This is a genomic window from Streptomyces sp. NBC_00285, from assembly GCF_036174265.1.
Taxonomy (GTDB): domain Bacteria; phylum Actinomycetota; class Actinomycetes; order Streptomycetales; family Streptomycetaceae; genus Streptomyces.
Genome location: NZ_CP108055.1, coordinates 8,236,990 through 8,263,888 on the forward strand (window position 1 = coordinate 8,236,990; position 26,899 = coordinate 8,263,888).

A 26,899-nucleotide genomic window follows, 5' to 3' on the forward strand; every position below is an offset into this window, starting at 1 on the left:
TGCGCTTGTTTGCGGCTTCGGTGGCTGGTCTGTCCTGGCGCGGACAGCGGCTGCGGCGCACGCCTCCTCGCAAACTCCCGGTGGCTGCAAGGCCTTTCTGGTACTCCGCAGTAACGCCGAGGAAGTTACCGGCGGTTACGACCATGGGTCAAGCGACTTGTGAGTAAAGGGTGTCGATTATGTGCCGCCCGTGATCAACAACGTTCCATCGGCTGGTAAAAGCCATCATTTGAAGATCAACTGCCGTACTGCATCTTGACGTTGACGGATGATCAGGTCTACAACTCTCGTGGCTTCCCCCGGATCCGTGGCGCCGGATCCAGTCGTCGGGCGGCACCTTCTGTTTTCCCGGACCGTTCGTCCATCACGGGCTCTTCACCGCCCGAGCCCGATCCTCCACGGCTCCCGATACGGCCGCTTCCCCCCTTGGCCGTACCGGGTTCGCCCTCTCCCGCCCGGCCCTGCCGGAGCCCTCCCCCAGTGGGCCTCCGGCCGGTCACCGGCCGGCTGCTGTTGCCGGTCCGTCACGTACGGAGAAGGCGTGACGGACCGGCAACGGCGGACGCCGACCCGCGTCCGTGCTCCCCCACACCCACGCTCACCTCATGGAAGAGGCAATCCCGCATGCGTATTCGTACTCTGCTCACCCTCACCGCCGCTGCTGCCGCCTTCGCTCTGCCCGTGGCCGCGGCCGCCCCTGCCGCGGCGGCCGACGTCGCGGTCCTGACCACCGGCGGACTCGGCGGCACCAACGTCGCCGACGGCGCGGCCATCAACGCCTCCCTGGCCAGCGGCACCACCGCGACCCTCTACTCCACCGCGACCGGCACCAGCGGGATCACCTGTGCGGTCTCGACGTTCGGCGCCACGGTCGGCACCGGCGGCAACCCGACCGCGCCGGGCACCGCGACCGAGTCGCTCGACACGCAGACCTTCGGCAGCTGCACCTCGAACGTCCTCGGCGTCCTCGGCGTCACCAGCATCACGGTCAACAACCTGCCGTACACCACCACCGTCGGCTCCGACGGTGCCGTCGCCGTGACCCCGGCGAGCGGTTCCGCCATCCAGACGACCGTTGTGCTGCGCACCCTGCTGGGCAGCGTCAGCTGTGTCTACCAGGCTGCGGGCGGCCTCGCCGGCACGGCCTCCAACGCCGACAACAGCATCGCCTTCAGCAACCAGCAGTTCACCCGGACGTCCGGCTCCTCGCTGTGCCCGGCGAGCGGCTTCTGGACCGCGAAGTACAGCCCGGTGACCGCCGGCGGCGAAGCGGTCTACGTCAACTGACCTACCTGAAGAGGTAGTTCAGCGTCGGCGCAGACGAAGCGCCAGGGCGGCGCCCCCGGTGAGCACCAGCACCGCGGCGGCGCCGCCCGCCATCATGGGCGCGGACGGTCCGGAGCCGGGCTCGGCGTCGGCGGCCACCGGAGTGGAGTCCGGGTCGGCGGCGTCCGCCGAACGGGCCACGGAAGAAGCTGGCGTGGGAGTGGCGGCGGGAGCGGACGGCGTCGCGCTCTTCCCGGACTCCTTTTTCCCGGCATCCTTCTTCGCGGCCTTGGACGGGGTCGGTGACGTGGCGCTGCCCGCATCCGTACCGCCCTTGCCGGCCGCCGCCGGGAACACGACGTCCGAGCACGAGTAGTACGTGTCCGCGGTACTGGTGTTCTGCCAGATCGTGTACAGCACCTGCGGTCCGGTCCGGTCCTTCGGCAGCGTCATCCGGATCCGGTACGCGCCGTTCGTCAGCGCCGGGTCCTTCACCTGTGCGAACGGCTGCTCCGGCAGATCCGACCACTTCAGCGGCTTCGACGGGTCGTAGCCGGGCTCGGTGAGGTACATCCGGAACGTGCCGGTGTGCGGGATCGTCGAGGCGTACTTCATGGTCAGCGACGCGCCGGGGGACAGACGGGTCGTCGGCCAGTCCGAGCGCGCCAGGTCCAGGCCCCGGTAGGCGGGCAGGCCACCGCTGCACAGCTTCCCGTCGGGGATCGTCTGCCGGTCCCGCCCGTTCACGTTCGCGACGCGCAGGTTGTCCCACGCCGTGAAGGGCGAGCCATTGGCCGCGACGGCCGCCCGGCATGCGGCGGTGCCCGTGGAGGCGCCGTCGGGGGAGCAGGCGAAGACCCGGCTGACCGGATCCGTGGGAGCGCCGTGCGCCTGCGCGGGCGCAGCGGCGAACAGGGTCAGCAGGAGCGGCGTCGCGACGGCGACCGACGCGGTCGTAAGGCGGGCGGTTGTCCTGGGCGTCCGGGCCATCCGGAACCCCTCCTCGGGCGGCGCGGAAAAGACGGGCTTCCGTGCAGTACGGGACGCGGGCCCCGCGCGTTCACCGGCACGGCAGCGTGTTCGCCTCCGCGCAGACGCGGGCAAAGCGGCCATCCCCGGTCAACCGGCCGCCGACAGGGGGTGGGTTCCCGGTCGGCTCAAGGGTTTCCCCTGTATCCGCATGACCATCCCTTTGCCTATCGTTCGATCTCAGCTGACCCACAGGTAACCCCGAACGGGTCACGCACCCCACGTCTGGCCGCCCGTCGTGCCCGCTGGCTTCACCCCCCCTCGCCGCTTCATCGCCGAAGCGATTCGACTGCCGCTCCGAGCTGCCCGGAGCGCGGCCACGAAAGGCAAGCCCTTGCGCACCTCGCCCTCCCTGAGGCGGAAGCTGATATCCGCCGCCGCCGTCTCAGCGGCCCTGCTCTCCGTCGGCACGGCCTCCGTCGCCGTCGCCCAGGACGCCCCCGTTCAGGAAACCGCCGTTCCGGCCGCGTCGACCGAGGCCGCCCCAGGCACCCCGGCCGAGCGCCTCATCGTCGGCTACAAGTCCGGTGCAGCCGAGGCCACGTCGAACAAGGCCGCCGAGGCCGACGCCGCCGCCAAGGACGCCGACTTCCAGCGCCGCCTCGGTACCGGTGCCGCCCTCGTGAACCTGGGCGCGAACCCCAGCAAGGCCGAAGTCGCCGACGTGGTCACCGAGTTCAAGTCGGACCCGCAGGTCGCCTACGTCGTGCCGGACCGTCTGAACAAGCCGCAGGCCGACCCCAACGACACCGAGTACGCCAAGCAGTGGGACCTGTTCGAGTCCACCGCGGGCATGAACGTGCCGGGTGCCTGGACCACGTCCACCGGCACCGGCGTGACCGTCGCCGTCATCGACACCGGCTACGTCGCCCACTCCGACCTCGCCGCGAACATCGTCGGCGGCTACGACTTCATCTCCGACACCGCGGTCTCCGTCGACGGCGACGGCCGCGACAGCAACCCCGCCGACCCGGGCGACTACTACGCGGCCAACGAGTGCGGCTCCGGCATCCCGGCCTCCAGCTCCTCCTGGCACGGCACGCACGTCGCCGGCACCATCGCCGCGGTCACGAACAACAGCAAGGGCGTCGCGGGCATCGCGTACGGCGCGAAGATCTCCCCGGTGCGCGTGCTCGGCAAGTGCGGCGGCTACGACTCCGACATCATCGACGCCATCACCTGGGCGTCCGGCGGCACCGTCTCCGGCGTGCCCGCCAACACCAACGTCGCCAAGGTCATCAACATGAGCCTCGGCGGCGACGGCGCCTGCACCTCGGCGACCCAGACCGCCATCAACAACGCCGTCAGCCGCGGCACGACCATCGCCGTGGCCGCCGGAAACGACAACGAGAACGTCTCCGGCCACTCGCCGGGCAACTGCAACAACATCATCTCGGTCGCCGCCACCAACCGTGCCGGCGCCAAGGCCTCGTACTCCAACTACGGCACCCTCGTGGACATCTCGGCGCCCGGCGGCCAGACCAGCACCGGCACCGCCAACGGCATCCTGTCCACGCTCAACTCCGGTGCCTCGACGGCCTCTTCGGAGTCGTACGCCTACTACCAGGGCACCAGCATGGCCACCCCGCACATCGCGGGCCTGGTCGCGCTGGTGAAGTCGGCGGCCCCCTCGCTGACCCCGGCGCAGATCGAGACCGCCATCAAGAACAACGCCCGGCCGCTGCCCGGCGCCTGCTCCGGCGGCTGCGGCGCGGGCCTGGCCGACGCGGCGAAGACGGTGGCCGCCGTGAGCGGCGGCGGTACGACGACGGGGACGACCTTCTCCAGCACCACCGCGGTCGCCGTCCCGGACAACGGCTCGGCGATCGAGTCCTCCATCGCCGTCACCGGCCGCAGCGGCAACGCCCCCGCGACCCTCCAGGTCGGCGTCGACATCACCCACACCTACCGCGGTGACCTGGTGATCGGCCTCGTCGCCCCGGGCGGCACGGTGTACAGCCTCAAGGCGGCCAGCTCCTCCGACTCGGCGGACAACGTCAACACCACCTACACCGTGGACGCGTCCTCGGAGACGGCGAACGGCACCTGGAAGCTCCGCGTCCAGGACACGGCCGCGCAGGACACGGGCACCCTCAACAGCTGGAAGCTGACCTTCTGAGCGAACCCTCCCGAACGAACGGGCCGGCCGGTGCGGATGGTGCACCGGCCGGCCCGTCGTGCGTGGGGGCGCGGGCTCGGCCGGTCCGAACCACGCTCAGGCGCCCACCAGTTCACCGCTCTCCGCGGACGCCAGCACCCGGGCCCCGCGGTCGGGCCGGCTGTCGAGGGCGATCAGCAGTCCCGGCACCGCGATGCTCGGCAGCACATGGGCCCACATGACGGAGATCCGGTGCCCGAGATCCTCCCGCCCGTTGAGCGCCCGTGACATCAACTGCACCCCGGCGAACGCCCCGACCAGCAGATCCGCCGTGTCCCTGGGCTTCACCAGCGGCAGCAACTCGCCCTGTTCCGCGGCAGCTTGCAGCATCGCCGACAGACGCTCGCTCCACTGCCGGAACGGCCCCGTGTGGTCGACGCCGGGCGGCGCGCACTGGTCCACGGTCAGCCGCACGCTTCCCTTCAGCAGCGAGTTGGTCCGCAGCCGGTGCCCGAAGACGAACGTCATGTCGACGATCTCCTGGAGCTTGCAGGGATGCGGTGGCACGGCACCCAGCGACAACTGCTCGTCGAGCACGGCCTGCGCCAGGGACTCCTTGGAGGAGAAGTGAAAGTACAGGGCGCCTTTGGTGACGTCGGCCCGCGCCAGCACCATCGCGATCGTGCTGGCGGCGTACCCGTGTTCGTCGAAGACGGCCCCCGCTGCCTCCACGATCGTCCTGCGTGTCCTGATGGCGCGCTCCTGTCTCGCCATAAGAACCCCTCCCATACGCCGAGTCGGGTCTCTTCCGGTCTCGATCAGATCACATTGAAAACAGACCGGAATGCCTCGTACTCTATCGCTCACCGGAACGGGCGCCTCGCCATCCGTCACCGCTTCGGAGGAACGAGGGGGAAGCATGCCAGAGTCGCGGCAGTTCACGGAGTCCCGGCCCGGAGCCCTGACGGCGACCGTCCCTCGTGAACTCGTGCACCGCGTGGCCGTCGCGGAGACCCTCCTCACCGGCTGGAACAGAACGGGCACCGACCGGTTCACGCTGACCGCCCAGTGGCCGCGCGCCCATCAGTTACACGTGTCCCCGGACCGCTCGGCCTATGAGCCGCTCCTCATCGCGGAAACGGTCCGCCAGTGCGGAGCGCTTCTCGCCCACTCCGCCTACGAGGTCCCGATCGGTCATCAGTTCGTCCTGCAGGAACTGCGTGTCGACACCCACCCCGAGCATCTGGCCGTAGGCGCCGCCCCGGCCGAACCCGTCATCGACATCACCGTCGACGAGATCCGCCGCCGCGGCGGCCGTCCGACCGCCCTGCGCTACGACGCCGTCCTGCGCCTGGGCGGCGAGCGCGTAGCGACCGGCCGTGTCGCCGTGAGCTGGACCAACCAGTCCGTCTACCGTCGGCTGCGCCGTGGCCGCACCGCCGACATCGGTGTCCTTCGGCTGCCTCAGCCGCCGCCCCCGCCGCTGCCGGCAGGCACGGTGGGACGGGCCCTGCGCGCCGACGTGCTCCTGTCTCCCACCGCTCGCTCCGACCGCTGGCGACTGAGAGTCGATACCGCACACCCTGTTTTCTTCGACCACCCGCTGGACCACATTCCCGGCATGCTCCTCCTGGAGGCCGCTCGCCAGGCGGCACGGGCACACGGCGGCGGGGACCGGTGGGTGCCGACGTCCTTCCATGCCGCCTTTCACCAGTACGCCGAGCTCGACAAACCGGTGTGGATGGAAGTGAGCACAGGGGCCGGCGGGGACGTACAAGTCGTCGCGCTGCAAGGCGAATCGGCGGCCTTCGAGTGCCGAGTCGGCGCCGCCGAAGGGTGAGATATCGTGTACGGGGAGTAAGAAACAAACGGCATGACCCGTTCTTTTCCGTCACAGGAGTGTGCAGTCCATGCCGAGGCAGTTACGCGCTGAACAGACCCGAGCGACGATCATCACCGCCGCCGCCGATCTGTTCGACCGTCGCGGCTACGAGTCGACCAGTCTCAGTGACATCGTCGAGCACGCCCAGGTCACCAAGGGCGCGCTGTACTTCCACTTCGCGGCCAAGGACGATCTGGCCCACGCCATCATGGAGATCCAGTCGCGGACGTCCCAGCAGGTGACAGGGGACGTCGACGCCAGGGGGTACACCTCGCTGGAGGCCCTGGTCCGGATCACCTTCGGGATAGCGCGACTGTCGGTCGAGGGCCCCGTCCTCCGGGCCGGCCTACGACTCGCCACCGGGGGAGTCGCGGTGCGGCCGCCGCTTCGCCATCCGTTCACGGAGTGGATGGAACTGGCCACCGGGAAGCTCCTCGGGGCGGTCAAGGAGTCCGACCTCCATCACGACACCGACGTGGACGCGGTGGCCCACTCGCTGGTGTGCTTCTTCGTCGGCACCCGGGTCGTGGGCCGTCATGTGGAGCCGGTGGGACGGCAGCCGCGGCGGCTCGCGGAGATGTGGCACGTGATGATCCGGGGGCTGGTGCCCGTGCACCGCAGGGCGCGCTATCTGGCTCTGGTGAGTCAGCTGGAGCAGGAGTCCCGGGGCGGCTGAGCGCCGTTCCTGTGCGGGTCGGCGGGTGACCCCGGGCCGTCGGTGCCTGGTCGCGCGGTTCCCCGCACCCCCGGGTGACTACAGTCGCCGCATGTCTTTCAGCGCGGACGTCATCCTCGGCAACGAACCCGGGGCCTTTCCGTACAGCGTGCTTGCCGAGCGGCATCCCGCGATCATCGGTCAGGTCAGGGCGGCGTTCCCCTACGGGCCCGAGCAGCACCGCGGCCTCGACGCACTGCTCGACAACTGCACCAAGGGTGTCATCGAACCGCTTCCGGGCGGGGCGTGGGGCGAGTGGGGCATCGACGCCTACGTCGGCCGGTCCTGGTTCGACGTGCCGTGGCTGTGGTCCGAGAGCTACTTCTACCGGCGTCTCCTCGACGCCGTCGGGTACTTCGGGGACGGCCCCTGGCGCGGGATCGACCCGTTCAGGCCTTCCAAGCTCGCCGAGCTCGAATCCCCGGAGACGGACCGGGAGCTGGAGGCGCTGGACACGCTTGCCTCCCGGCCGGCCGAGGAGCGGGAAGCGGCCCTGCTGCACGGGTCGTTGTGGGGAAACCGGGCCGACCTCGGGTTCCGGCTCTCCGACGGGCAGGCCGAGGAACGGGCCGCCGTACCGGACCTGGTCGCCGACGACAGCGACCGGCTGCGGTCACTGCTCGACGGCGCCGGCACGCTCTGCCTGATCGCCGACAACGCCGGCCGGGAGCTGATCCCCGACCTGCTGCTCCTTGCCCACCTCCTTCGAGACGGCCGCGTCGAGCGGGCCGTTCTGCACGTGAAGCCCCACCCCTACTACGTCTCCGACGCGACCACCGCCGACGTGGTCGACGCCGTGCGCCGGCTCGTGCGGGCACCGGGGCAGGCCTCGGCGTACGGGCGCCTGCTGTGGGAGGCCATGGCCGACGGGCGGCTCGCCGTCCGTGCGCACGACTTCTCCTGCGCTCCGCTGCCGTACGCGGACATGCCCGGCGACCTTCGTACGGAGATCGGCGGGGCCGCACTGACCGTACTGAAGGGGGACCTCAACTACCGCCGTCTGGTGGGGGACCGGCGCTGGGCGCCGACCACGTCCTTCGCCGAGGTGACCGCGTACTTCCCGGGACCGGTCGCCGCCCTGCGCACGCTGAAGTCCGATGTGATCACCGGGCTCGACAGCCGTACGGAGGCGGCTCTCGTCGCCGCGGAGGAGCAGCGCTGGCGGACGAGCGGGACCCATGCGCTCATCCAGGTCCGGCCCTGAGGAGGGTTATGCTGCCGACTTGTACCGGTGGGCTGCCATACGTCCCGCCGACGGGCAGCGAAAGAGGACGTCATTGACCCCGCGATACCTGAGGAATCCTGGGGAGCCCGTCTACGACGTCGACGCTCGGAGCTATGTCGACGTCACGGACGCCCGTGACGAGACCGACCTGCACGACGTGTTCACGGACATCTACCGCACCAACCGCTGGGGCTCCGACGAGACCCGCTCAGGACCGGGCTCCGAGCTTCAGCGCATGAAGCGCGTCATCGCCCAACTCGGTGCCCTCATCGAGGACTTGGGAATCCGGTCGGTACTGGACGCGCCCTGCGGCGACTTCAACTGGATGCGGTACGTCGAACTGCACGGCGCCTCCTACCTCGGCGGCGACGTCGTCGCGGAACTCGTCGAGGCCAACCGCGCCCACCACCCCGGCCCGGGACGGGAGTTCCAGCTGCTCGACTTCACCGCCCAGCCCGTGCCGCGCGTCGACCTCATCGTGTGCCGGGACGCCCTCGTGCACTTCTCCTACCAGCATGTGGTGGAGGCGCTGACCCGCTTCCGGGAGAGCGGCTCGCGCTATCTGCTCACCACCAGCTTCTCCCGGACCTCCGCCAACACGGACATCGTCACCGGCTGGTGGCGGCCGATCAACCTCCGGCTCGCTCCCTTCGGTCTGCCCGCACCGCTCCAGGTCATCGGCGACGACGAGTCCGACGACTTCTACGACGACAAGGCGCTCGCACTGTGGGACCTCGGGCAGATCCCGGCCCGCTTCCCGGGCTACGATCCGGCCGCCGCCGAGTCGGGATCGCCGGGCACCTGATCGTCGGACCGCAGATGGGCCAGGGCCCGCTGAGCGGCCAGTGTCCTTGGATGGCGTAGCCCGAGAACCTCCTCGCAGGCCTCCCGCACCTCCACGAACTCCGCCTCGGCCGCAGCGAGTTCACCCTTCAGGCACAGCAGATCGGCCAGGTTGTGCCGGACCGCGAGGGTTCCCGGGTGCCGTGGCCCCAGCGTCTCCACGCAGTCCGCGAGCACCGTGCGGTACTCCGCCTCCGCCTGCTCGACGTGCCCGCGCAGATGAAGGACGTGGGCTGCGCCGTGCCGTACGGACAAGGTGAGCAGGTGCTGCTCGCCCAGCACGGTGCGGCGGGCCTCGTACACCTCCCTGAACTCCTGTTCCGCCGCGGCCAGCCGGCCCTGGTCCTTGAGCAGGTCGGCGATGTTGTGGCGGACCGCGAGGGTGCCGGGGTGGCGGGGACCGAGGGTGTCGACACAGTCCGCCAGGACCGTGCGGTACTCGGTCTCGGCCCGGTCGGTGCGGCCCCGCAGATGCAGGACATGGGCGGCGCCGTGCCGTACGGACAGCGTGAGCAGGTGCTGTTCGCCCAGCACTTCACGGCGAGCCGCGTACACCTCCCTGAACTCCGCCTCGGCGGCCTCCAGTTGACCCCGCTCCATCAGCAGGTCGGCCAGGTTGTGCCGGACCGCCAGGGTGTGCGGGTGCATGTCGCCGAGCAGCCTGCGGCGGACCTCGAAGACCTCCCGGAACTCGGTCTCCGCGTCGCCGGGCCAGCCCCGGTCGCGCAGCACCGTGGCCAGACCGTGCCGGGCGGCCACGGTCTCCGGATGGTCCTCACCGTAGGCGTCGGCGCGCAGCCCGAGCACCGTACGGAACTCGTGCTCGGCCTCGACCAGGAGGCCGCGGTCGCGCAGGACGTCCGCGAGGTCATGGCGCACGGCGAGCGTGTTCGGGTGGCGCTCGCCCAGCACGTCGGCGCACTCCCGGTGGGTTTCCCGCAGTTCCTGTTCCGCCTGCCGGAACATGCCGCGCTCGTGCAGCACCTGGGCCATCTCGTGGCGGGTGACCAGGGTGTCGGGGTGGCTCGCGCCGAGAGTCTCGCGGTAGGCGTCCAGGACCAGACGGTAGTCCTCCTCGGCCTCCGCGAGCAGCCCTCGGTAACGGGCCATCCAGGCCACGCCCTTACGGGCCGCGAGGGTCTGGGGGTCGCGCTCGCCCAGCAGCACGCGGCGTGTGGCGTGGACCGCGCGGTACTCGGTCTCCGCCTCGACCGGGCGACCCCGGTCGCAGAGCAGGTTCGCGAGCGCGTACCGGGCGTCGGCGGTCTCGCCGGCCTCGTCGCCGAACAGCGCCCGGGTGTCCTCGAGGACGGTACGAAGGAGCGACTCGGCCGCCGGCAGCCGCCCGCGCTGCTGGAGCAGATGAGCGGCGGCGGACCGTACTTCGAGCGCGTCCGGATCGCGCGGCCCGCAGGCCAGCACGACCGGCTCGCACGCCTCCAGCACCTCCTCCGCCCGGTCCAGCCAGCCCCGCCGGAACAGGTGCCGGGCCCCGGCGGCCGCTGCCCTGAGCGCCTTCGAGACAAGCGCGTCGTCCGCCTCGTACGGGTCGCCGATCAGCGCCAGCGGGGCGTCGCAGTGCGGCAGCAGCAGCCGCCAGCGGGGCCAGTCGCGCGGGTCGTCCTCGCTCAGTTCGGCGGTGGCGCAGACGACCAGGTCGGCGACGACGGCCGCATACTCCCGCATGTGCTCGGCGAGGTCCCGCTGGAGCCTGCCGGCGTCCCGGACGAGCGGGTGCATCAGCAGGGTGCGCGTGTGGTCGTCGCCGCCGCGCGGGGTGTGCAGCTCGATCAACCCGAAGTCGGCGAGCGAGGTGAGCGCCGTGAACAGCTCCTGGGGCGTGACGCCGGGCAGCAGCGACGAGTCCGCCAGCCGGTCGGGGCGCATCAGACCGACCAGCGGGACGGGCGCCTCGCCCAGACAGCACAGCAACCGCATCAGCGGCCGGGCCTGGGTGATGCCCCGCCGCTCCAGGAGGTCCAGCGACAGCTCCCACGTGCCGGTCACCGGGACCGAGTAGTCGCTGCCCGGCCGTCCGGGCGGGTGCTCGTCGAGGAGTTCGGTGAAGCGCACGTCGAGGGCCGCGCGGTAGTCGGCGTACGTCCGCACGGTCGTCGTGCCCGGCCAGGCGGGGAAGGCCGAGGCCGCCGCGAGATGCGAGCCCGCGATCCGCAGGGCCAGCGGCAGTCCGCCGAGCCGCCGGGCCAGGCTCTGCGCGTCCTCACGCGAACCGGCCCGCTCCCCGGCGAGATCCCACAGCACCTCGGCCGCGTCGGCCTCCTCCAGCGCGTCCACGGGATGCAGGGTGGCCCATGGACCCCACGTCGTCGGGCTGCTGTCCCTGCTGGTGATCAGCACCAGACCGGGCAGCTCCGCGGCCGGCCTGATCCAGCCGGTTCCCTCCGACAACCGGCCGTACGGGGCCAGGTGTTCGGGTTCGTCGGCGTTGTCCACCACCAGCAGCCACGGGCTCGCGGTGTCGCACAGCCGCCGCCACAGCAGATCCGTCGCACTCGAACGCCCGGACCAGGCACGGTCGATGAGATCCGCGGGCGTGCCCAGCGCGGCCACCACCTCACGCATCCCGGCGCTCAGCGCGGCCGGGTTCTTCGCGGTCACCCACCACACGTCGACGTTCAGCGCGGCGGCGTACGCGGCGATCTCCAGGGCGACCGTCGTCTTGCCGCCACCGCCCATGCCGTGCAGCACCCGCACACCCGAAGTCGGCTTGCCCACCAGCTGTTTGAGCGTGTCCAGCAGTGGCCCACGGCCCCGGACCCGCCGGTCCAGGCGCCCCAGCGGAGGAGCCACGGTCAGCGCGCCGGGGGCGCGGGCCTCCAGGGCGACCGGTTGCTGCTGGATCTGGATGAAGACCGGGGGGCGGGCCACCACGCCTGAGAACTCCTGCACGAACTCGGTCAGCAGACCGGACAGCGCGGGGTCACGGGCCAGCAGACCGCGCAGCGTCGCGTCCCACTCGTCCCGCTGCTCCCGCAGGATGATCTCCTGCCGGCCCGGCGGAGCCGCGTCCAGCGCCGCCCGCGCCTGGTCGAGCCGTGCCACGTCCTCCCGCCGCAGGATCCGCGAGATCCTGTGCCGGGCCACCTGCCAGGCATCCGTGGTCATCAGCCCGACCATCGTGCCCGCGGCGGCGGCAGCGGTCTGGGTGAACAACTCTGCCCCGAACATCGAGGACCCCCCTGTCGGCACACACCTCGACGGTTACGTCCGAACCCCTCTCCCGTTCCCAGGTTCTCATGTCACGCGGACAGAAGGGGACTTGATCCCGTTGATGAGGTCCGACACGAGACGTCCCGGCGCGCGCCGGAGCGAAGCCGGGAGCGGGGGGCGCGCCGGCGCGAAGGTGCGCGGCGGTCCGGGAAGGGGGTGCGCCCATGGACGCGGTGCAGCCCCGGGACGCGGGCGGGGAGTTCGTCCCGCCGTCCCGCCGTCCCGCCGTCCCGCCGTCCCGCCGACCCGCCGACCCGCCGACCCGCCGAACCGTCCTGCCGGGAGCCGCGCCGCCGGCCACGTCACAAGTCCCCCTCGCCGTGCCCGGATTCACCCCTGATTCACGCGATGGTGTGATCATGTCCCGGTCTGCGGATGCCCCTCGGGGGGCCTGGGTAGGGCCCGGCTCATGACGCAGCAGCCCTTCGAACTCCCGCACTTCTACATGCCGTACCCCGCGCGGCTGAACCCGCACGTCGACGAGGCACGCGCCCACTCGACCGTGTGGGCGCGCGAGATGGGCATGCTGGAGGGGTCCGGGATCTGGGAGCAGTCCGACCTCGACGCGCACGACTACGGCCTGCTCTGCGCCTACACACACCCCGACTGCGACGGCCCCGCCCTCTCGCTCATCACGGACTGGTACGTGTGGGTGTTCTTCTTCGACGACCACTTCCTGGAGATCTTCAAGCGCACCCAGGACCGCCCCGGCGGCAAGGCCTACCTGGACCGTCTGCCCCTCTTCATGCCGATGGACCTGTCGACGCCGATGCCCGAACCGGAGAACCCGGTCGAGGCCGGCCTCGCCGACCTGTGGACGCGCACCGTGCCGTCGATGTCCGCGGACTGGCGCCGCCGCTTCGCCGTCGCCACCGAGCATCTGCTCAACGAGTCCCTGTGGGAACTCTCCAACATCAACGAGGGCCGGATCGCCAACCCCGTCGAGTACATCGAGATGCGCCGCAAGGTCGGTGGCGCTCCCTGGTCCGCCGGTCTCGTGGAGTACGCGACCGCCGAGGTCCCCGCCTCCGTCGCCCGATCGCGGCCGCTGCGGGTCCTGATGGAGACGTTCTCCGACGCCGTGCACCTGCGCAACGACCTGTTCTCCTACCAGCGCGAGGTCGAGGACGAGGGCGAGCTCAGCAACGGCGTACTCGTCCTGGAGACCTTCTTCGGCTGCACCACCCAGGAGGCCGCCGACACCGTCAACAACGTCCTCACCTCCCGTCTCCACCAGTTCGAGCACACCGCCCTCACCGAGGTCCCCGCGGTCGCCCTGGAAGCAGGTCTGTCTCCGGGCGAGGGGGCCGCCGTCGCCCGGTACACGCAAGGACTCCAGGACTGGCAGTCCGGCGGCCACGAGTGGCACATGCGGTCCAGCCGCTACATGAACGCCCGCGCGCAGACGGCCAAGCCGTGGCACGGTCCGACCGGCGCGGGCACCTCCGCCGTCGACGTCGGCGCCCTGCTCGCCGCTGCCGGAGCCGAGCGGCTGCGCGCCTACACGCACGTGCCCTTCCAGAAGGTCGGCCCGTCCCTGTTGCCGGACTTCTACATGCCGTTCGCGGTGGAGCACAGCCCGCACCTGCCCGGCGCACGGCCCCGCCTCATCGAGTGGACGCACCGCATGGGCATGCTCCAGGAGGGAGTCTGGGACGAGGACCGGCTCGCCGCAGCCGACCTCCCGCTGTGCGCCGCCGGCATCGACCCGGACGCGAGCGCCGAGGCCCTCGACCTCAGCTCGGACTGGCTCGCCTGGGGGACCTACGGCGACGACTACTACCCCCTCGTCTACGGCGGCCGCCGCGACCTCGCAGCCGCCCGTCTGACCACACATCGCCTGTCGGACTGCATGCCCCTCGAAGGCGGACAGGTCATCGTCCCTGCGAACGCCATGGAGCGCGGCCTGATCGACCTGTGGGAACGCACCACGGCGCAGATGCCCCTCGACGACCGGCGCACCCTCAAGGACTCCGTGAACATGATGACCGAGAGCTGGGTGTGGGAGCTGGTCAACCAGATCCAGCACCGGATCCCGGACCCCGTCGACTACCTGGAGATGCGCCGCGCCACCTTCGGCTCCGACCTCACCATGAGCATGTGCCGGATGGGCCACGGCCCCTCCGTCCCCCCGGAGGTCTACCGCAGCGGTCCGGTGCGTTCCCTGGAGAACGCCGCTGTCGACTACGCGTGCCTGCTCAACGACGTCTTCTCGTACCAGAAGGAGATCGAGTACGAGGGCGAGATCCACAACGCCATCCTCGTCGTGCAGAACTTCTTCGGCATCGACTACCCGACCGGGCTCCGTGTCGTCCACGACCTGATGACCCAGCGCATGCAGCAGTTCGAGCACGTCGCCGCCCACGAACTGCCCGTCGTGTACGACGACTTCGCCCTCTCGGAGGAGGCGCGCGAGGTGATGCGCGGCTACGTCCAGGACCTTCAGCACTGGATGGCGGGCATCCTGCACTGGCACCGCACGGTCGACCGCTACAAGGCGGAACACCTGGCCGGCCGGACCCACGGCTTCCTCCCGGACCGCCCGCCGGCACTCCCCGTGGCGGGCTGAGGCGGTTCCTCCCGCGGGGCTGCCCTGCCTCTCCGGCCGTCCGCGTGCACATGCGCGGTCGGCCGGAGCCCGCCCCGCGAGCCGGCAGCACCGCGTCGGCGCCCGGCCGCGGTTCGTCCGCCGGCGACGACTCCGTCTTGTACGGCGCATCCCGCAGCGCGAGTCGACGTCGTACGGCGCACCGGTCCGGACCCGGCGGTCTCGAACTGGTGTACGCGGGTTCACCTGACGGAGTGGCGGCGGACGTCGTCGACCTGCCGGTTCCCGGCGCTTCCGCTCCTGATCTGCCGGCAGTCTCACTCGTTCGTGGCTCGTCGGGCGCCGGTGCGCCGGGTAGGCACCAGCCGGTGGTGATCCAGCCGGAGGCGATCCATGGAACAGACTGCGTTGCGCCCCAAGCCCATGCCCGGTCAGGAGTCCGACGGCGCCCGGAAGTCCGGGCCCGCCCGGCGTCCGCATGCCACGCGCCGGCGTGGGCGTCGGCTCACGACCCTGCTGCTCGGCCTGTTCGCCGCAACCGTCCTGCTGTTGTCGGGGGTGGGTCTCGGGACGGTGGGTGCCACGGTGATCGGCATGAGCAGACTGGCCGAATTCCGGCAGCGGGCGGGAGTGCACCCCGGCGGCCCGGCCACGTCCGCACACCCGGTCCCCGCTCCGTCCTCCGCGAAGCAGACACCCCGCCCCACGCACGCCGCCGCGACCCTGGGGCTTGAGGCCGTCGACGCCGAGAAGGCCGGGGCCCTGGTGGTCGGCGTCCACATCCCGGGCCCGGGCTACACGGCGGGCCTGGTCCGGGGCGACGTACTCCTCGCCCTCGGCCGGACCCGGATCGACACGGCCGACGACCTCGCGCGAGCCGTCGCCGCTGCCCGCCCCGGACGCGAGCTCGTCCTGACGGTCCGGCACCGCAGCGGCGGGTACCAGCAACTGACGGCGGTACCGGGCGTCGTCACGTGAACGCACCCACTTCAGGGCCGACGCCCAGGAGAGCCACTGCCACCAGTACCAACGGCGTACGACGGCCAAGTACATGGAGTCCTTTTCCGCAGCGCCGAGGACACGGTTCACCAGTCCAGCGGTGAGGGCTCCGCCGTGAGCACCCGGAGAGCGACCGCCAGGCCCTCGACGCCGGCAACCGCGCCCGGGCCAGGGACGGGAACGACTGCCCCGAGCCGTCCCTCCGGATCAGGACCGCCGAACAGGTCCTCGACTCCCGCGCCGCCTCCTCCGACGAACCTCCGGCACAGGACACCCGCGTACGGCCTGCGCCGCGTCCGGACCGTCCGAAAGTCGTGTCGACCGGCTCGCGCGCCCCACGCCGTCCGGGCAGGATGCTGCCCACAGACCTTCGTCCGCCCCAGGAGGACCGCATGACCGGCACCGCAGCACCCTTCGCCGCCGACGACTACAGGGCCCGCATGGAGCGCGCGGTCCGGTCGGCGCACGAGGCCGGGCTGGCAGGTCTCCTGGTGGCCCCGGGGCCCGACCTGGTGTGGCTCACCGGCTACGCGCCCCCCGCGGTCACCGAACGGCTCACCCTGCTGGTCCTCGCCCCCGGACAGGACCCCGTCCTCGTCGTCCCCACCCTGGAGGCCCCGGACGCCGCCAAGGCCGCCGGCGCGAGCGCCCTGACCATGCGGGACTGGACCGACGGCAAGGACCCCTACGCCGCCACCGCCGCCCTCCTGGACGCCGACGGCCGGTTCGGCATCAGCGACAACGCCTGGGCCATGCACCTGCTGGCCCTGCAGAAGGCCCTGCCCGGCACCTCGTACGCCTCTCTCACCGACGCCCTGCCGATGCTCCGGGCCGTCAAGGACGCGGCCGAGCTGGAACTGCTGACCGCCGCCGGCGCTGCCGCGGACGCGACGTTCGAGGAGATCCGGAAGGTTCCCTTCGGCGGCCGCCGGGAGTCCGAGGTGGCCGCCGACCTGGCGGAACTGCTCCGCCGCTTCGGCCACTCCCAGGTCGACTTCACCATCGTCGCCTCGGGGCCCAACGGCGCCGACCCGCACCACGAGGTGGGCGACCGGATCATCGAACGCGGCGACATGGTCGTCCTCGACTTCGGCGGCCTCAAGGACGGCTACGGCTCCGACACCTCCCGCACGGTCCACGTCGGCGAGCCCACCGACGAGGAGCGCCGGGTGCACGACCTCGTGCGCGCGGCCCAGGAGGCGGGTTTCCGCTCGGTACGGCCAGGAGTGCCGTGCCAGGAGGTCGACCGGGCCGCCCGCGCGGTCATCGCCGACGCCGGGTACGGCGAGTACTTCATCCACCGCACCGGGCACGGCATCGGCGTCACCACGCACGAACCGCCGTACATGATCGAGGGCGAGGAGCAGCCCCTGGTCCCGGGCATGTGCTTCTCCGTGGAGCCCGGTGTTTATCTGCCGGGCCGTTTCGGGGTACGCATCGAGGACATCGTCACGGTCACCGAGGACGGCGGCCGCAGGCTCAACGACACGACCCGCGAGATGGTCATAGTGGACTGACCGAGCCCAGGAGCCCTCCACCCCTCGAGCGACTACGGCGCGACCATGACCCAGGCACCGACACCCACCGCGGACACGGTCCGCCGACTGGTCCGTTCCCTGCTCAAGGACGGCACGCCCGGCGCGGGCGGACCCGAGATCCGGCCTGTCGTCGCGGGCGGACAGCACTCCACGTGGTGGGTCGGTACCCGCCATGTGCTGCGTCTTGCCCCCGACCGGGCGGCCTCCGTCCGCCGGCGCCGCGAGCTGCGCCTGCGTGACCTGGTGCGCGCGCATCTGCCGGTCGCCGTGCCCGCAGGCGTCGCGCACGGCGAGTGGGAGCCGGGGCTGGCCTACACCCTGGACACCAGGCTGCCCGGCGGTTCGGCGGAGGAGCACGACGTGTCCGCAGTCGGCGAGGCCGACCTGGCCGGACTGCTCACGGGACTGCGCGAGGTGCCGGTACGGCAGGCAGAGGCGCTCGGCGTCCCGCGCGTCGCCCCGCGCTCACTGGAGGCGCTGCGCCGTGAGGCCGGACGGGCCGTCGAGCGCCTCCGCGCGGCCGACGAGTTCGACCCGGCCCGCCTCCAGCAGCTCACCTCCGCGGCCGCCGTCCAGCTCGCCGCGCAACCGGGCGGCGCGGTCCTCGTGCACCACGCCCTGACCGGGGAACACCTCGTGGTCGGCGCCGACGGCCGGGTGCGGGGCGTCCTGGACTGGACGGCCGCGGTCGTCGGCGATCCCGCCGAGGACATCGCGGGCCTCGCCCTCGCCGTCGGCTCACCCGCCGCCGTCCGCGCCGCCACCCTCGCCGGTTACGGTGCCCGCCCCTGTCTGCGCGGCCTCTGGCTGGCCCGCTGCGACACCGTGATCCACCTCGCCGCGGGCCTGAAGGGCCGCGGGGACGCTTCGCCGGGCCTGCTCAGGACCCGCCTCGGCCGCGCCTGGGAGGCGATCCTGCTGGAACGGGTCACGGAGCTGCGGGACGAGCCGCACGACACGGAGGCGTAGGCGGCTCCACATGGCACACGGCCTTCGGCGAGGTCGTCGTCCGCGGTCTGCGCATACCTGCCCGTCACCAGGCACCGGCCGCCCTGTCCGCCCTCGCGTGAGCCGGCCCGTCGGGTCACGACTGCAGCAGCACCACGCACGACTCCCCGGGCATCTGCAGCACCCCGTCCGCGCCCGGTGCCTCCACGGGCTCCCAGGCCGCCAGGACGCGCGCCTCGCGGGGGCCCAGGGGGATGGCCGCCGTCGACTTCGCGAGGTTCACGGCGACCCGGACGTCCCCGCGGCGGAAGGCGAGCCAGCGCTGGGCCTCGTCGTGGGCGACCTTGGTGTCGGCGAGGTCGGGATCGGTCAGGTCCGGCTGTTCGTGCCGCAGTGCCAGAAGCCGGCGGTACCAGGCCAGGACGCGCGCGTGCGGCTCGCGTTCGAGCTCGGACCAGTCGAGACAGGACCGGTCACGGGTCGCCGGGTCCTGTGGGTCGGGCACATCCTCCTCGGCCCAGCCGTGCTCCGCGAACTCCCGTCGTCTGCCCCTGCGTACGGCCTCCGCGAGCTCGGGATCGGTGTGGTCGGTGAAGAACTGCCAGGGGGTGCCGGCCGCCCACTCCTCGCCCATGAACAGCATCGGCGTGAAGGGTGCGGTCAGCGTGAGCGCCGCCGCACAGGCCACCAGGCCGGGGGAGAGGGACGCCGCCAGCCGGTCGCCCTGGGCGCGGTTGCCGACCTGGTCGTGGGTCTGGGAGTAGCCGAGCAGCCGGTGCGCCGCCACCCGCGTCCGGTCCAGCGGGCGCCCGTGGCCCCGGCCGCGGAAGCTGGAGTACGTGCCGTCGTGGAAGTAGCCGCCGGTGAGCGTCTTGGCGAGGGCGGTGAGGGGTGCGCGGCCGAAGTCGGCGTAGTAGCCCTGGTCCTCGCCGGTGAGCGCGGTGTGCAGGGAGTGATGGAAGTCGTCGTTCCACTGCGCGTGCAGCCCGAGCCCGCCCTGCGCGCGGGGCGTGATCAGCCGCGGGTCGTTCAGGTCCGACTCGGCGACCAGGAACAGTGGCCGCCCCAGATCGGTCGCGAGGGCGTCGACGGCGGTCGACAGCTCCTCCAGGAAGTGGCACGCGCGCGTGTCGGCCAGCGCGTGCACGGCGTCCAGACGCAGCCCGTCGATCCGGTAGTCCCGCAGCCAGGAAAGGGCGCTGCCCAGCAGATAGGTGCGCACCTCGTCCGAGCCGGGCGCGTCCAGGTTGACCGCGGAACCCCAGGGCGTGTGGTGCGTGTCCGTGAAGTACGGACCGAACGCGGGCAGGTAGTTGCCGGACGGCCCCAGATGGTTGTGCACCACATCCAGGACCACCCCGAGACCCAGCTCGTGGGCACGGTCGACGAAACGCTTGAGGGCCTCGGGACCGCCGTAGGGCTCGTGGACGGCCCACAGGGAAACGCCCTCGTAACCCCAGCCGTGTCGCCCGGGGAAGGGACACAGCGGCATCAACTCGACGTGCGTGACGCCGAGTTCGACGAGGTGGTCGAGGCGGGCGGCGGCCGCGTCCAGGGTGCCCTCGGGCGTGTACGTGCCGACGTGCAGCTCGTACAGGGCCGCGCCCGGCAGCGGGCGGCCCGCCCAACGCGTACGCCATGCGTACCGTTCGTGGTCGACGACCGCGCTGAGGCCGTCCGGGCCGTCCGGCTGACGGCGCGAGCGCGGGTCGGGCAGCACGGGGCCGTCGTCCAGCGCGAAGCCGTAGCGCGTGCCGTCCCCGGCCGCCGCCTCCGTCCACCACCATCCCGCGCGCTCCGGATCGCGCTCCAACGCGCGTGCGGCGCCCTCGCAATGGAGCGTCACTCGGCCGGCCTGCGGTGCCCACACCTCGAACTGCACGGACGGTCCCCTTCGTCTGCTCACCGTGATGTAGCCCGTCCATGGTGCTTCAAACGAGATCGGTGCGCCTTTGAATCTTCCCCGTTTGTGACAGGTGTCGCCAGGTACGCGCGTGTGGCGGCCGTAGTCTCGTTTTCTGGACACCCGGGGTTCACTGCCCGACAATCACCAACGTGACGTCGTCCTTCGAGTTCAACACGTACCCCGCGCGGTTGTCCGACGCGGAGCGCGACAAGGCGCTGAAGGTGCTCCGTGACGGCGCCGCCCTGGGCCGCCTCTCGCACGACACGTTCGTGCGGCGTATGGAACTGGCCCTCATCGCGCGCCGGTCCGACGAACTCGTCGCGCTCACCGCCGACCTGCCCCAGGAGAGCCGGGTCTCCCGCCTGGTGTTCGGCACCGTCGAGGCCGTCTCCGGCTTCACCGTACGGCTGCGCAGGGCGTGGCAGGCCGAGCGCCTGCCCAAGCTGCTGCTGCCGCACCCCGGCAGCGGCCACGCGCTGCGCATCGGCCGCGATCCGGCGAACGGCCTGCGGCTGACCCACGAGACGGTCTCCCGTGTCCACGCCGAACTCAGCCGGCAGGGCGGCATGTGGGTCCTGCGGGATCTCGGTTCGACCAACGGCACCACGGTCAACGGACGGCGGGTCACCGGTTCCGCCGTCGTCCGCGAGGGCGATCAGGTCGGGTTCGGCCGGATGGCCTTCCGGCTCGCCGTCAACTGAGCCCAACCTCACCTCTGGCCTGGGCTTTACGTGCCGTCGCGGTTCAAAACCCTTTCCCTCGCGCGGTGTTGACGTACCCCCCAAGTCGTGACTGACTGTGCGTACACCATGCACACCAGGTGAATCGACGGCACCATATTGTGGAGGTGTGCCCTGCCGCCCCTCCTCCGCTACCCGACCGTCGACGAGCTGGGCGCACGGGCCGCAGCCCTCGTGGCCCGCCATCCCGCGGACGCCCGACTGCGCCGGGCAGGCACCTCCCGCGCGGGCAACCCCCTGTGGCTGCTCTCCGTCGGCCACGGCAGCCGCCAGGCACTCGTCGTCGCCGGACCGCACGCCAACGAGCCCGTGGGCGGCGGCACCGTCCTCAGACTGGCCGAGCGGGCCCTGGCCGACCCCCGGCTCACCGTCGGCGCGGACGCCACCTGGAACCTCCTGCTCTGCCTCGACCCCGACGGCCTGCGCCGCAACGAAGGCTGGCTGCGCGGCCCTTACTCCCTGGACCGTTACTTCCGGAACTTCTTCCGGCCGGGCTTCGGTGAACAGCCGGAATGGCTGCCCGACGGCGCGGAGGCCGCCGCCCTCCCGGAGACCCGCACCCTCCTCGCCCTCCAGGACGAGCTGCGGCCCTTCCTCCAGTGCTCCCTGCACGGCGTCGACGTCGGCGGCGGTTTCGTCGAGCTCACCCACGACCTGCCCGGCATCGCCCGCCGCGTCGCCCACACCGCGGCCCTGCTGCGCATCCCGCGCGAGCTCGGCCCGTACGACACCCTGTACTGGCCGTGCCTCGGTCCCGCCGTCTACCGGATCCCGCCGCCCCGCCGCGGCGACCTGGCCGCCGCCATCACCGAGGCCGCCGTCGAGTCGACCTGGTACCACCCGCACCGGTACGGCACCGTGACCGCCGTCGTCGAGGCGCCCATGTGGGGCGTGGCCGCCGTCGAGGACAGCAGTACGCCCGCCGACGCGGCCGCCGTGCTGCGCACCGTCAGCCACACGCTGCGCCGGGACGCGCGGATCCTGGAGGACGTCCTGGCGCGGATCCGCCCGTACGTCTCGGGTGCCCCGGACGCGGCGCGGCTGCTCGCCCCGGTCGAGGACTATTTACTGGTCGGCCCCGGACTCGCCGACGCGTGGGACCCCGACGTCGCCGACGGCGTCCGTCCGCTGCCGCCGCTCAGCACCGGCCACCTGTCCGCCCTGCGCATCGCGGGGCGCCGCCTCGCCCTGCGCACGGCCGGGCTGCTGCACCAGCTCGTGACCCGCGCGGGCGCCGGCCCGGCGGGCGCGCTGCCGGAACTGGACCGGCTCATCGACGCCTGGTGCGACGACTACCGCGACGGGTGCGGGGCGCAGTGGATCCCGGTCCCGCGCCAGATCGAGTACCAGTCGCGGGTCGTGCTCGCCGCGTTCGAACTCGCCGCGCTGCACGCGCCCGCCCGCTCCCGTTCGGGTGAGTCCGGGTGGGGTTCCGAGGCCGCCGTGCCGATGCATCAGGAATGACGTACACGATCACAGCCACAGCAGTACGACGAGCCGCCCGCGCGGGTCTCACGGCGGCGGCCGCCCTGCTGCTCACCGCGGCGGCCCCCGCGTCGGCCGGAGCCGCGGCCGCCGGGGGCGACTACCTCTACCTCATGGTCACCAAGGGTGACGGCCGCTCCAGCGACACCCGCGGCACCCTCCTGCTGTGCGACCCGCCCCAGGGACACGGCCGCGCCGCCGAGGCCTGCGCCCAGCTCGACGCCGTCGGCGGCTCCGTCGACGCCCTTGCGCCCGCCGACGTCCTCTGCCCCATGCTCTACGCGCCCGTGACCGCCCAGGCGCGCGGGCAGTGGAACGGCCGGCCGGTCGAGTACCGGCAGACCTTCTCCAACGGATGCGTGATGGGGGCCCGGACCGGGGCGGTCTTCGCGCTGGACGGCTGACGCCCGCGCGAGTGGAGCGGCGTCGGCTCAGCCGGCCCGATCGCGCGCGTGCAGCGCCACCGCCACGACCGTGCGGGCCTGGTGCTCGATCTGGTGCTCCAACGGCACCCAGCGGGCCTGGAAGCGTTCCGCGAAGGCGTCGCTCCACACCCGGACAAGCCCTTCCAGACGCGGCGCGGCACGGTCGTCGGTCTCCCGCAGGACCCGCAGCAGCATGGCCGCCGCCCGCAGCGGCAGCCGGCGGGCGAACGCGTCCACGCTGCCGATGTACGCCTTCGTGTCGTCGGCAGGGCGCGTGCGGATCCAGTCCGCGGCCAGCCCCGGCACCAGCTCCAGGCTCCATGTGGCGGCCCGCAGAAGCGGCCCCTCGACACCCTCCAGGCGGGGCAGCGCGTCCGCCAGCACCCGGTCCACCGCCCGTGAGTCCTGCAGCAGGCGGCCGGCCAGCCGCCGCATCGCCGCCGCCGGCGCCGGATGCGGCGCCGGGTCGTCCACCAGGTCGCTCGCCCACATCGGCACCTCGACGACCGCGGTGAGACCGCCGTAGCGATGCGCGTGGTACCAGGTGCTGAGGCGTGCGTCGTCCGGCATGCTCGGGTACGCCGCCCCCGCGCCCGGCGCCGGCATCACATGCACCCCGGGCCCGGACGCGGGCCAGCCCGCCGCGTCCGAGGCGCCGGTCTCCACCGGAATGTGCAGCTCCGCCGCGGACTTGGCGAACGGCTCGGCGAGCCCGGGGACGTCCTTCGTCAGCTGTACCCAACTGCCGCCCAGATCGGTGCCGTGCAGGGTCACCTGGAGGTAGGGCCGCAGTGCGTCGATCACCCCGGTCAGGGTGCGGGTCTCGGGCGGCAGCCGGTCGGGCGGCAGCATCGACGGCGCCCACTCCGGCTGCTCCTCGCCGGCCGGCCGGAAGAAACCCAGGTGGTAGTCGAACAGACTGCGCGGCGCCGGGGTGACATGGAGACTCGCGCCGTCGGGATCCGCGCACAGCAGGAAGTGCCAGGACGTGTCCGACCTCAACGCCCGCTCGGCCAGCACCCGTTCGGCCACCGCCAGCGCCGCGGGGCCGCCGGCCGGTTCGTTGGAGTGGGCGCCCGCGACCACCAGGACGGCCCGGCGCGCATCGCCGACCGACAGCAGATGGAGCGGCCTGCCGGCGCGCGAGACGCCGACCTGCCTCAGGCGGCAGACGCCTGGCCGCAGTGCGGCCAGAGCCCTCGCGGACGCGACAAGTTGGGACACCGTGGGGTAGCGCAGCTCCGGCAGGAGACTCACCCCCGACACGTCCGCCCGGCTTCGCATTCCGCAGTACGCCACGGTCCGGTGGACGTGTCAAGGACGCTGTGGGGGAGGCTCCAGGGGGCGCCCAGGGGCATTTACCGTCAGCCGGTAGGACGGTAGGTGCCAGCAGGGTGGTCCGTGCCGGCGCGCCCGCGACAGCGGACCGCCGCGGACCGTCGCCGCAGGCCCTTCCGGTGTCACGAACACCTCGCGCACCGTCCGCCGGATACCTGTACCGACCCCGCGGGCCCCGGCGCGGGCAACGCGTCGTCGCGCGTCACCGCACGCCGGCCGTCCGGCACGGGCCCCGGGAGCGTGTGCGGGCGTGAGCCGGTCGTGAGGACGACGCCGCGGACCGTTCAGTCCGCGGTGTCGCCGGCCCGCTCCAGCAGCGCCACCGGCAGCTCCCCGAAAAGCTCCTCCACGCGCGCGTGCCCGGAGAACTCCCGCCCCGGGGTCAGCACATCGGCCCACACACCGGGCGGCAGCGGCAGCACCGTGTCCCGCCAGCCGCCCGCCTGCGTCAGCCGCAGCGACAGCCTGGTCACCGCGGTGACCACCTCCCCGGAGCGGGTGAACGCCGCGCAGTGCGCCGCGGCGGAGCCCTCCGCGGCCAGCGGAGCGTATGCCGCCCCGTCCCCGAACACCTCCGGCCGACGCCGGCGCAGCCGGAGCGCGGCGGCCGTCAGCGCGCCCTTGTCGCCCGGGTCCCGCGGCGGGAACCGAACGGGCCGCCGGTTGTCCGGGTCCACCAGCGCCAGGTACTCGGCCTCCGTGCCCTGGTACACGTCCGGCACCCCCGGCATCGTCAGCTGCACCAGGGCCGCGCCCAGCACGTTCGCCCGGATGTGCGGCTCCAGCCGGCTCCGCAGACCGGTCACCAGCTCGCCCTGCGGCCCGCACGGCCCGGCCGCGACGAAGGCCTTCACCGTCTCCTCGTAGGCGGGCTCCTGCTCCGTCCAGCTCGTGTACAGACCCGCCTCGCGCACATGCTTCAGCAGCGCCTCCCACACCCGCTCAGGAGCCGCCGGTCCGAGCCCGAACACCGTCTGCCAGGCCGCCCACGCCAGCTGCGGGTCCGGCACCCCCGCACCGGTGCGGGTCACCTCGGCCAGCGTGTCCGCCCACCACTGCGGACATTCGGTGAGCACGGCCAGGGCCGCTCGTACGTCGGCACTGCGCTTGGTGTCGTGCGTCGACACCGCGGTTCCCGTGAGCGGCCAGTCGCGCTGCACGCGCGCGCAGTAGGCGTGGAACTCCTCGGGCGGGACGGCCGGACGCCCGGGGTTCCCGCCCACCTCGGTCGCCGACAGCAGCGGCACATACCGGTAGAACGCCGTGTCCTCCACGGACTTGGCCCGCAGCGCCGACGACGTCTGCGCGAACCGTGTCCGGAACTCCACATGGTCCGGCCCGTCACCGGCCCGCCCCAGCACCAGGTCCCGTACGACGTCGACGGCACCCGCCTCCTCGGGCACCGCGAACGCCTGCCGGGCCTCGGCCGCGGCCTCCTCGGTGACGACGGCGGCGGCGTCCGAGGAGCCGTAGGGACGGTAGACCTCCATCCGCACCAGGAGTTCCTGGAGCGCGGTGCGCAGCGCCCAGGGTGCGCGGTCGCGCAGCGCGGGCTCCGGGGACGTGGCACACACGCGTGCCGCCACCCGGGTCAGCCGGTCGGTCTCGGCGGCCAGTTCGTGCGTGATCACCTTGTACGCCGCCCGCCGTACCGTGGCGGCCCAGTCGCCGCCGCGGTCCGTCTGCGGGGCCGCGAACCGCCGGTACTGGCCGAGGAGTTCCCCGGCCCCCGCAGGGTCTGTGAAGAGGCCGTCGACGTGCCTCAGGGCGTCGTAGCCGGTTGTGCCCGCCACCGGCCAGGAGGCGGGCAGTTGTTCCCCGTCCGCCAGGATCTTCTCCACGACGGTCCAGCGTCCGCCGGTCGCCTCGTGCAGCCGCCTGAGGTAGGTGTCGGGGTCGGCGAGACCGTCGGGGTGGTCGATCCGTAGCCCGTCGACCACGCCCTCGTGCAGCAGCTGGAGGATCTTGGCGTGGGTGGCCTCGAACACCTCCGGGTCCTCGACCCGCACCCCGATCAGCTCCGAGATGCTGAAGAAACGCCGGTAGTTGAGTTCCGTACGGGCCAGCCGCCACCACACGGGGCGGTACCACTGGGCGTCCAGGAGCTGCGGCAGCGGCAGCTCCTCGGTGCCCTCGCGGAGCGGGAACGCATGGTCGTAGTAGCGCAGCACCTCGCCGTCCACCGTGAGGTTGCCGAGCTCAGCGCCGACCGGGTTGCCCAGGACGGGCAGCAGCACCTGCCCGTCCTGCGTCTCCCAGTCGATGTCGAACCAGCGCGCGTACGGCGACTTCGGGCCCTCCCGCAGCACTTCCCACAGGGCACGGTTGTGGCGCGGGGACATCGCCATGTGGTTCGGCACGATGTCCACCACCAGGCCGAGCCCGTGCTCCCGCGCGGTGCGCGACAGGGCCCGCAGGCCCTCCTCGCCGCCCAGTTCGTCACGCACGCGCGCGTGGTCCACCACGTCGTAGCCGTGCGTCGAACCGGGCACGGACTCAAGGACGGGGGACAGGTGCAGGTGCGAGACGCCGAGCGAGGCCAGGTACGGCACGGTCGCCGCCGCGGCCGCGAAAGGAAACTCGGGCTGCAGCTGGAGCCGGTACGTGGCCGTCGGCACCGCCGGGTCGGATCGCTCAGGTGTCATGGAGTTCTCCGTACCCGCCCTGCCGCCTTTCGTGTCAT

At 72.3% G+C, this 26,899-nt stretch carries 19 protein-coding genes; 13 read left to right on the forward strand and 6 right to left on the reverse strand.

The annotated features are described in order from the left end of the window. The first annotated feature begins 624 nt into the window (after window positions 1-624). A complete protein-coding gene (locus OHT57_RS37835) occupies window positions 625-1,287 on the forward strand; it encodes a Tat pathway signal sequence domain protein (protein ID WP_328751280.1) in 663 nt (220 codons plus the stop codon). A gap of 18 nt (window positions 1,288-1,305) precedes the next feature. Here OHT57_RS37835 and OHT57_RS37840 read toward each other — a convergent pair whose 3' ends face one another. After that, window positions 1,306-2,256, reverse strand: coding sequence for a lytic polysaccharide monooxygenase (locus OHT57_RS37840; protein WP_328751281.1), 951 nt, complete (start codon window positions 2,254-2,256; stop codon window positions 1,306-1,308). A gap of 373 nt (window positions 2,257-2,629) precedes the next feature. Here OHT57_RS37840 and OHT57_RS37845 point away from each other — a divergent pair, with 373 nt between their 5' ends. Continuing rightward, window positions 2,630-4,414: a S8 family peptidase gene (locus OHT57_RS37845; protein WP_328751282.1), complete on the forward strand. Its 1,785-nt coding sequence runs from the start codon at window positions 2,630-2,632 to the stop codon at window positions 4,412-4,414. 96 nt (window positions 4,415-4,510) lie between these two features. On the opposite strand, the gene OHT57_RS37850 is transcribed toward OHT57_RS37845, so the two are convergent. Then, window positions 4,511-5,167, reverse strand: coding sequence for a ScbR family autoregulator-binding transcription factor (locus OHT57_RS37850; protein ID WP_328751283.1), 657 nt, complete (start codon window positions 5,165-5,167; stop codon window positions 4,511-4,513). 145 nt (window positions 5,168-5,312) lie between these two features. Here OHT57_RS37850 and OHT57_RS37855 point away from each other — a divergent pair, with 145 nt between their 5' ends. The 4 genes from OHT57_RS37855 (at window position 5,313) to OHT57_RS37870 (ending at window position 9,020) form a co-directional block, all read left to right on the forward strand. Then, on the forward strand, window positions 5,313-6,233 hold the full coding sequence (locus tag OHT57_RS37855) for a ScbA/BarX family gamma-butyrolactone biosynthesis protein (RefSeq protein WP_328751284.1): 921 nt from the start codon (window positions 5,313-5,315) through the stop codon (window positions 6,231-6,233). A 70-nt stretch (window positions 6,234-6,303) separates the two neighbouring features. Further along, complete coding sequence (locus OHT57_RS37860) at window positions 6,304-6,951, forward strand: ScbR family autoregulator-binding transcription factor (protein ID WP_328751285.1); 648 nt, start codon at window positions 6,304-6,306, stop codon at window positions 6,949-6,951. A gap of 91 nt (window positions 6,952-7,042) precedes the next feature. After that, window positions 7,043-8,194, forward strand: coding sequence for a damage-control phosphatase ARMT1 family protein (locus tag OHT57_RS37865; RefSeq protein ID WP_328751286.1), 1,152 nt, complete (start codon window positions 7,043-7,045; stop codon window positions 8,192-8,194). Between the two features lie 73 nt (window positions 8,195-8,267). Beyond that, the gene (locus OHT57_RS37870; protein ID WP_328751287.1) at window positions 8,268-9,020 is read left to right on the forward strand and encodes a class I SAM-dependent methyltransferase; all 753 of its coding nucleotides are present in this window, start codon (window positions 8,268-8,270) and stop codon (window positions 9,018-9,020) included. On the opposite strand, the gene fxsT is transcribed toward OHT57_RS37870, so the two are convergent. After that, on the reverse strand, window positions 8,978-12,247 hold the full coding sequence (gene fxsT / locus OHT57_RS37875; RefSeq protein WP_328751288.1) for an FxSxx-COOH system tetratricopeptide repeat protein: 3,270 nt from the start codon (window positions 12,245-12,247) through the stop codon (window positions 8,978-8,980). The two genes, OHT57_RS37870 and fxsT, sit on opposite strands and share 43 nt — an antisense overlap. A 451-nt stretch (window positions 12,248-12,698) precedes the next feature. On the opposite strand from fxsT, the gene cyc2 reads away from it, so the two are divergent. The 4 genes from cyc2 (at window position 12,699) to OHT57_RS37895 (ending at window position 18,343) form a co-directional block, all read left to right on the forward strand. Beyond that, window positions 12,699-14,858: a germacradienol/geosmin synthase Cyc2 gene (gene cyc2 / locus OHT57_RS37880; RefSeq protein ID WP_328751289.1), complete on the forward strand. Its 2,160-nt coding sequence runs from the start codon at window positions 12,699-12,701 to the stop codon at window positions 14,856-14,858. A gap of 372 nt (window positions 14,859-15,230) precedes the next feature. Then, window positions 15,231-15,815: a PDZ domain-containing protein gene (locus OHT57_RS37885; RefSeq protein WP_328751290.1), complete on the forward strand. Its 585-nt coding sequence runs from the start codon at window positions 15,231-15,233 to the stop codon at window positions 15,813-15,815. A gap of 413 nt (window positions 15,816-16,228) precedes the next feature. Further along, window positions 16,229-17,353, forward strand: coding sequence for an aminopeptidase P family protein (locus OHT57_RS37890; protein ID WP_328751291.1), 1,125 nt, complete (start codon window positions 16,229-16,231; stop codon window positions 17,351-17,353). Between the two features lie 45 nt (window positions 17,354-17,398). Then, window positions 17,399-18,343 (forward strand): aminoglycoside phosphotransferase family protein, encoded by a 945-nt coding sequence (locus tag OHT57_RS37895; RefSeq protein ID WP_328751292.1) that lies wholly within the window; start codon window positions 17,399-17,401, stop codon window positions 18,341-18,343. A 115-nt stretch (window positions 18,344-18,458) separates the two neighbouring features. Here OHT57_RS37895 and treZ read toward each other — a convergent pair whose 3' ends face one another. Next, a complete protein-coding gene (gene treZ / locus OHT57_RS37900; RefSeq protein ID WP_328751294.1) occupies window positions 18,459-20,204 on the reverse strand; it encodes a malto-oligosyltrehalose trehalohydrolase in 1,746 nt (581 codons plus the stop codon). Between the two features lie 173 nt (window positions 20,205-20,377). Between treZ and OHT57_RS37905 the strand changes: the two genes are divergently transcribed. From OHT57_RS37905 to OHT57_RS37915, 3 genes are all read left to right on the forward strand, one after another. Continuing rightward, complete coding sequence (locus OHT57_RS37905; RefSeq protein ID WP_328751295.1) at window positions 20,378-20,929, forward strand: DUF1707 and FHA domain-containing protein; 552 nt, start codon at window positions 20,378-20,380, stop codon at window positions 20,927-20,929. A 138-nt stretch (window positions 20,930-21,067) separates the two neighbouring features. Beyond that, complete coding sequence (locus OHT57_RS37910) at window positions 21,068-22,432, forward strand: M14 family zinc carboxypeptidase (RefSeq protein WP_328751296.1); 1,365 nt, start codon at window positions 21,068-21,070, stop codon at window positions 22,430-22,432. After that, complete coding sequence (locus OHT57_RS37915; protein WP_328751297.1) at window positions 22,429-22,857, forward strand: SSI family serine proteinase inhibitor; 429 nt, start codon at window positions 22,429-22,431, stop codon at window positions 22,855-22,857. The genes OHT57_RS37910 and OHT57_RS37915 overlap by 4 nt, the downstream gene beginning before the upstream one ends. Before the next feature lie 27 nt (window positions 22,858-22,884). On the opposite strand, the gene OHT57_RS37920 is transcribed toward OHT57_RS37915, so the two are convergent. Next, a complete protein-coding gene (locus tag OHT57_RS37920) occupies window positions 22,885-24,135 on the reverse strand; it encodes a M14 family zinc carboxypeptidase (protein ID WP_328751298.1) in 1,251 nt (416 codons plus the stop codon). Window positions 24,136-24,500: 365 nt separating this feature from the next. Further along, a complete protein-coding gene (gene treY / locus OHT57_RS37925; protein WP_328751299.1) occupies window positions 24,501-26,861 on the reverse strand; it encodes a malto-oligosyltrehalose synthase in 2,361 nt (786 codons plus the stop codon). Window positions 26,862-26,899 lie beyond the last annotated feature (38 nt).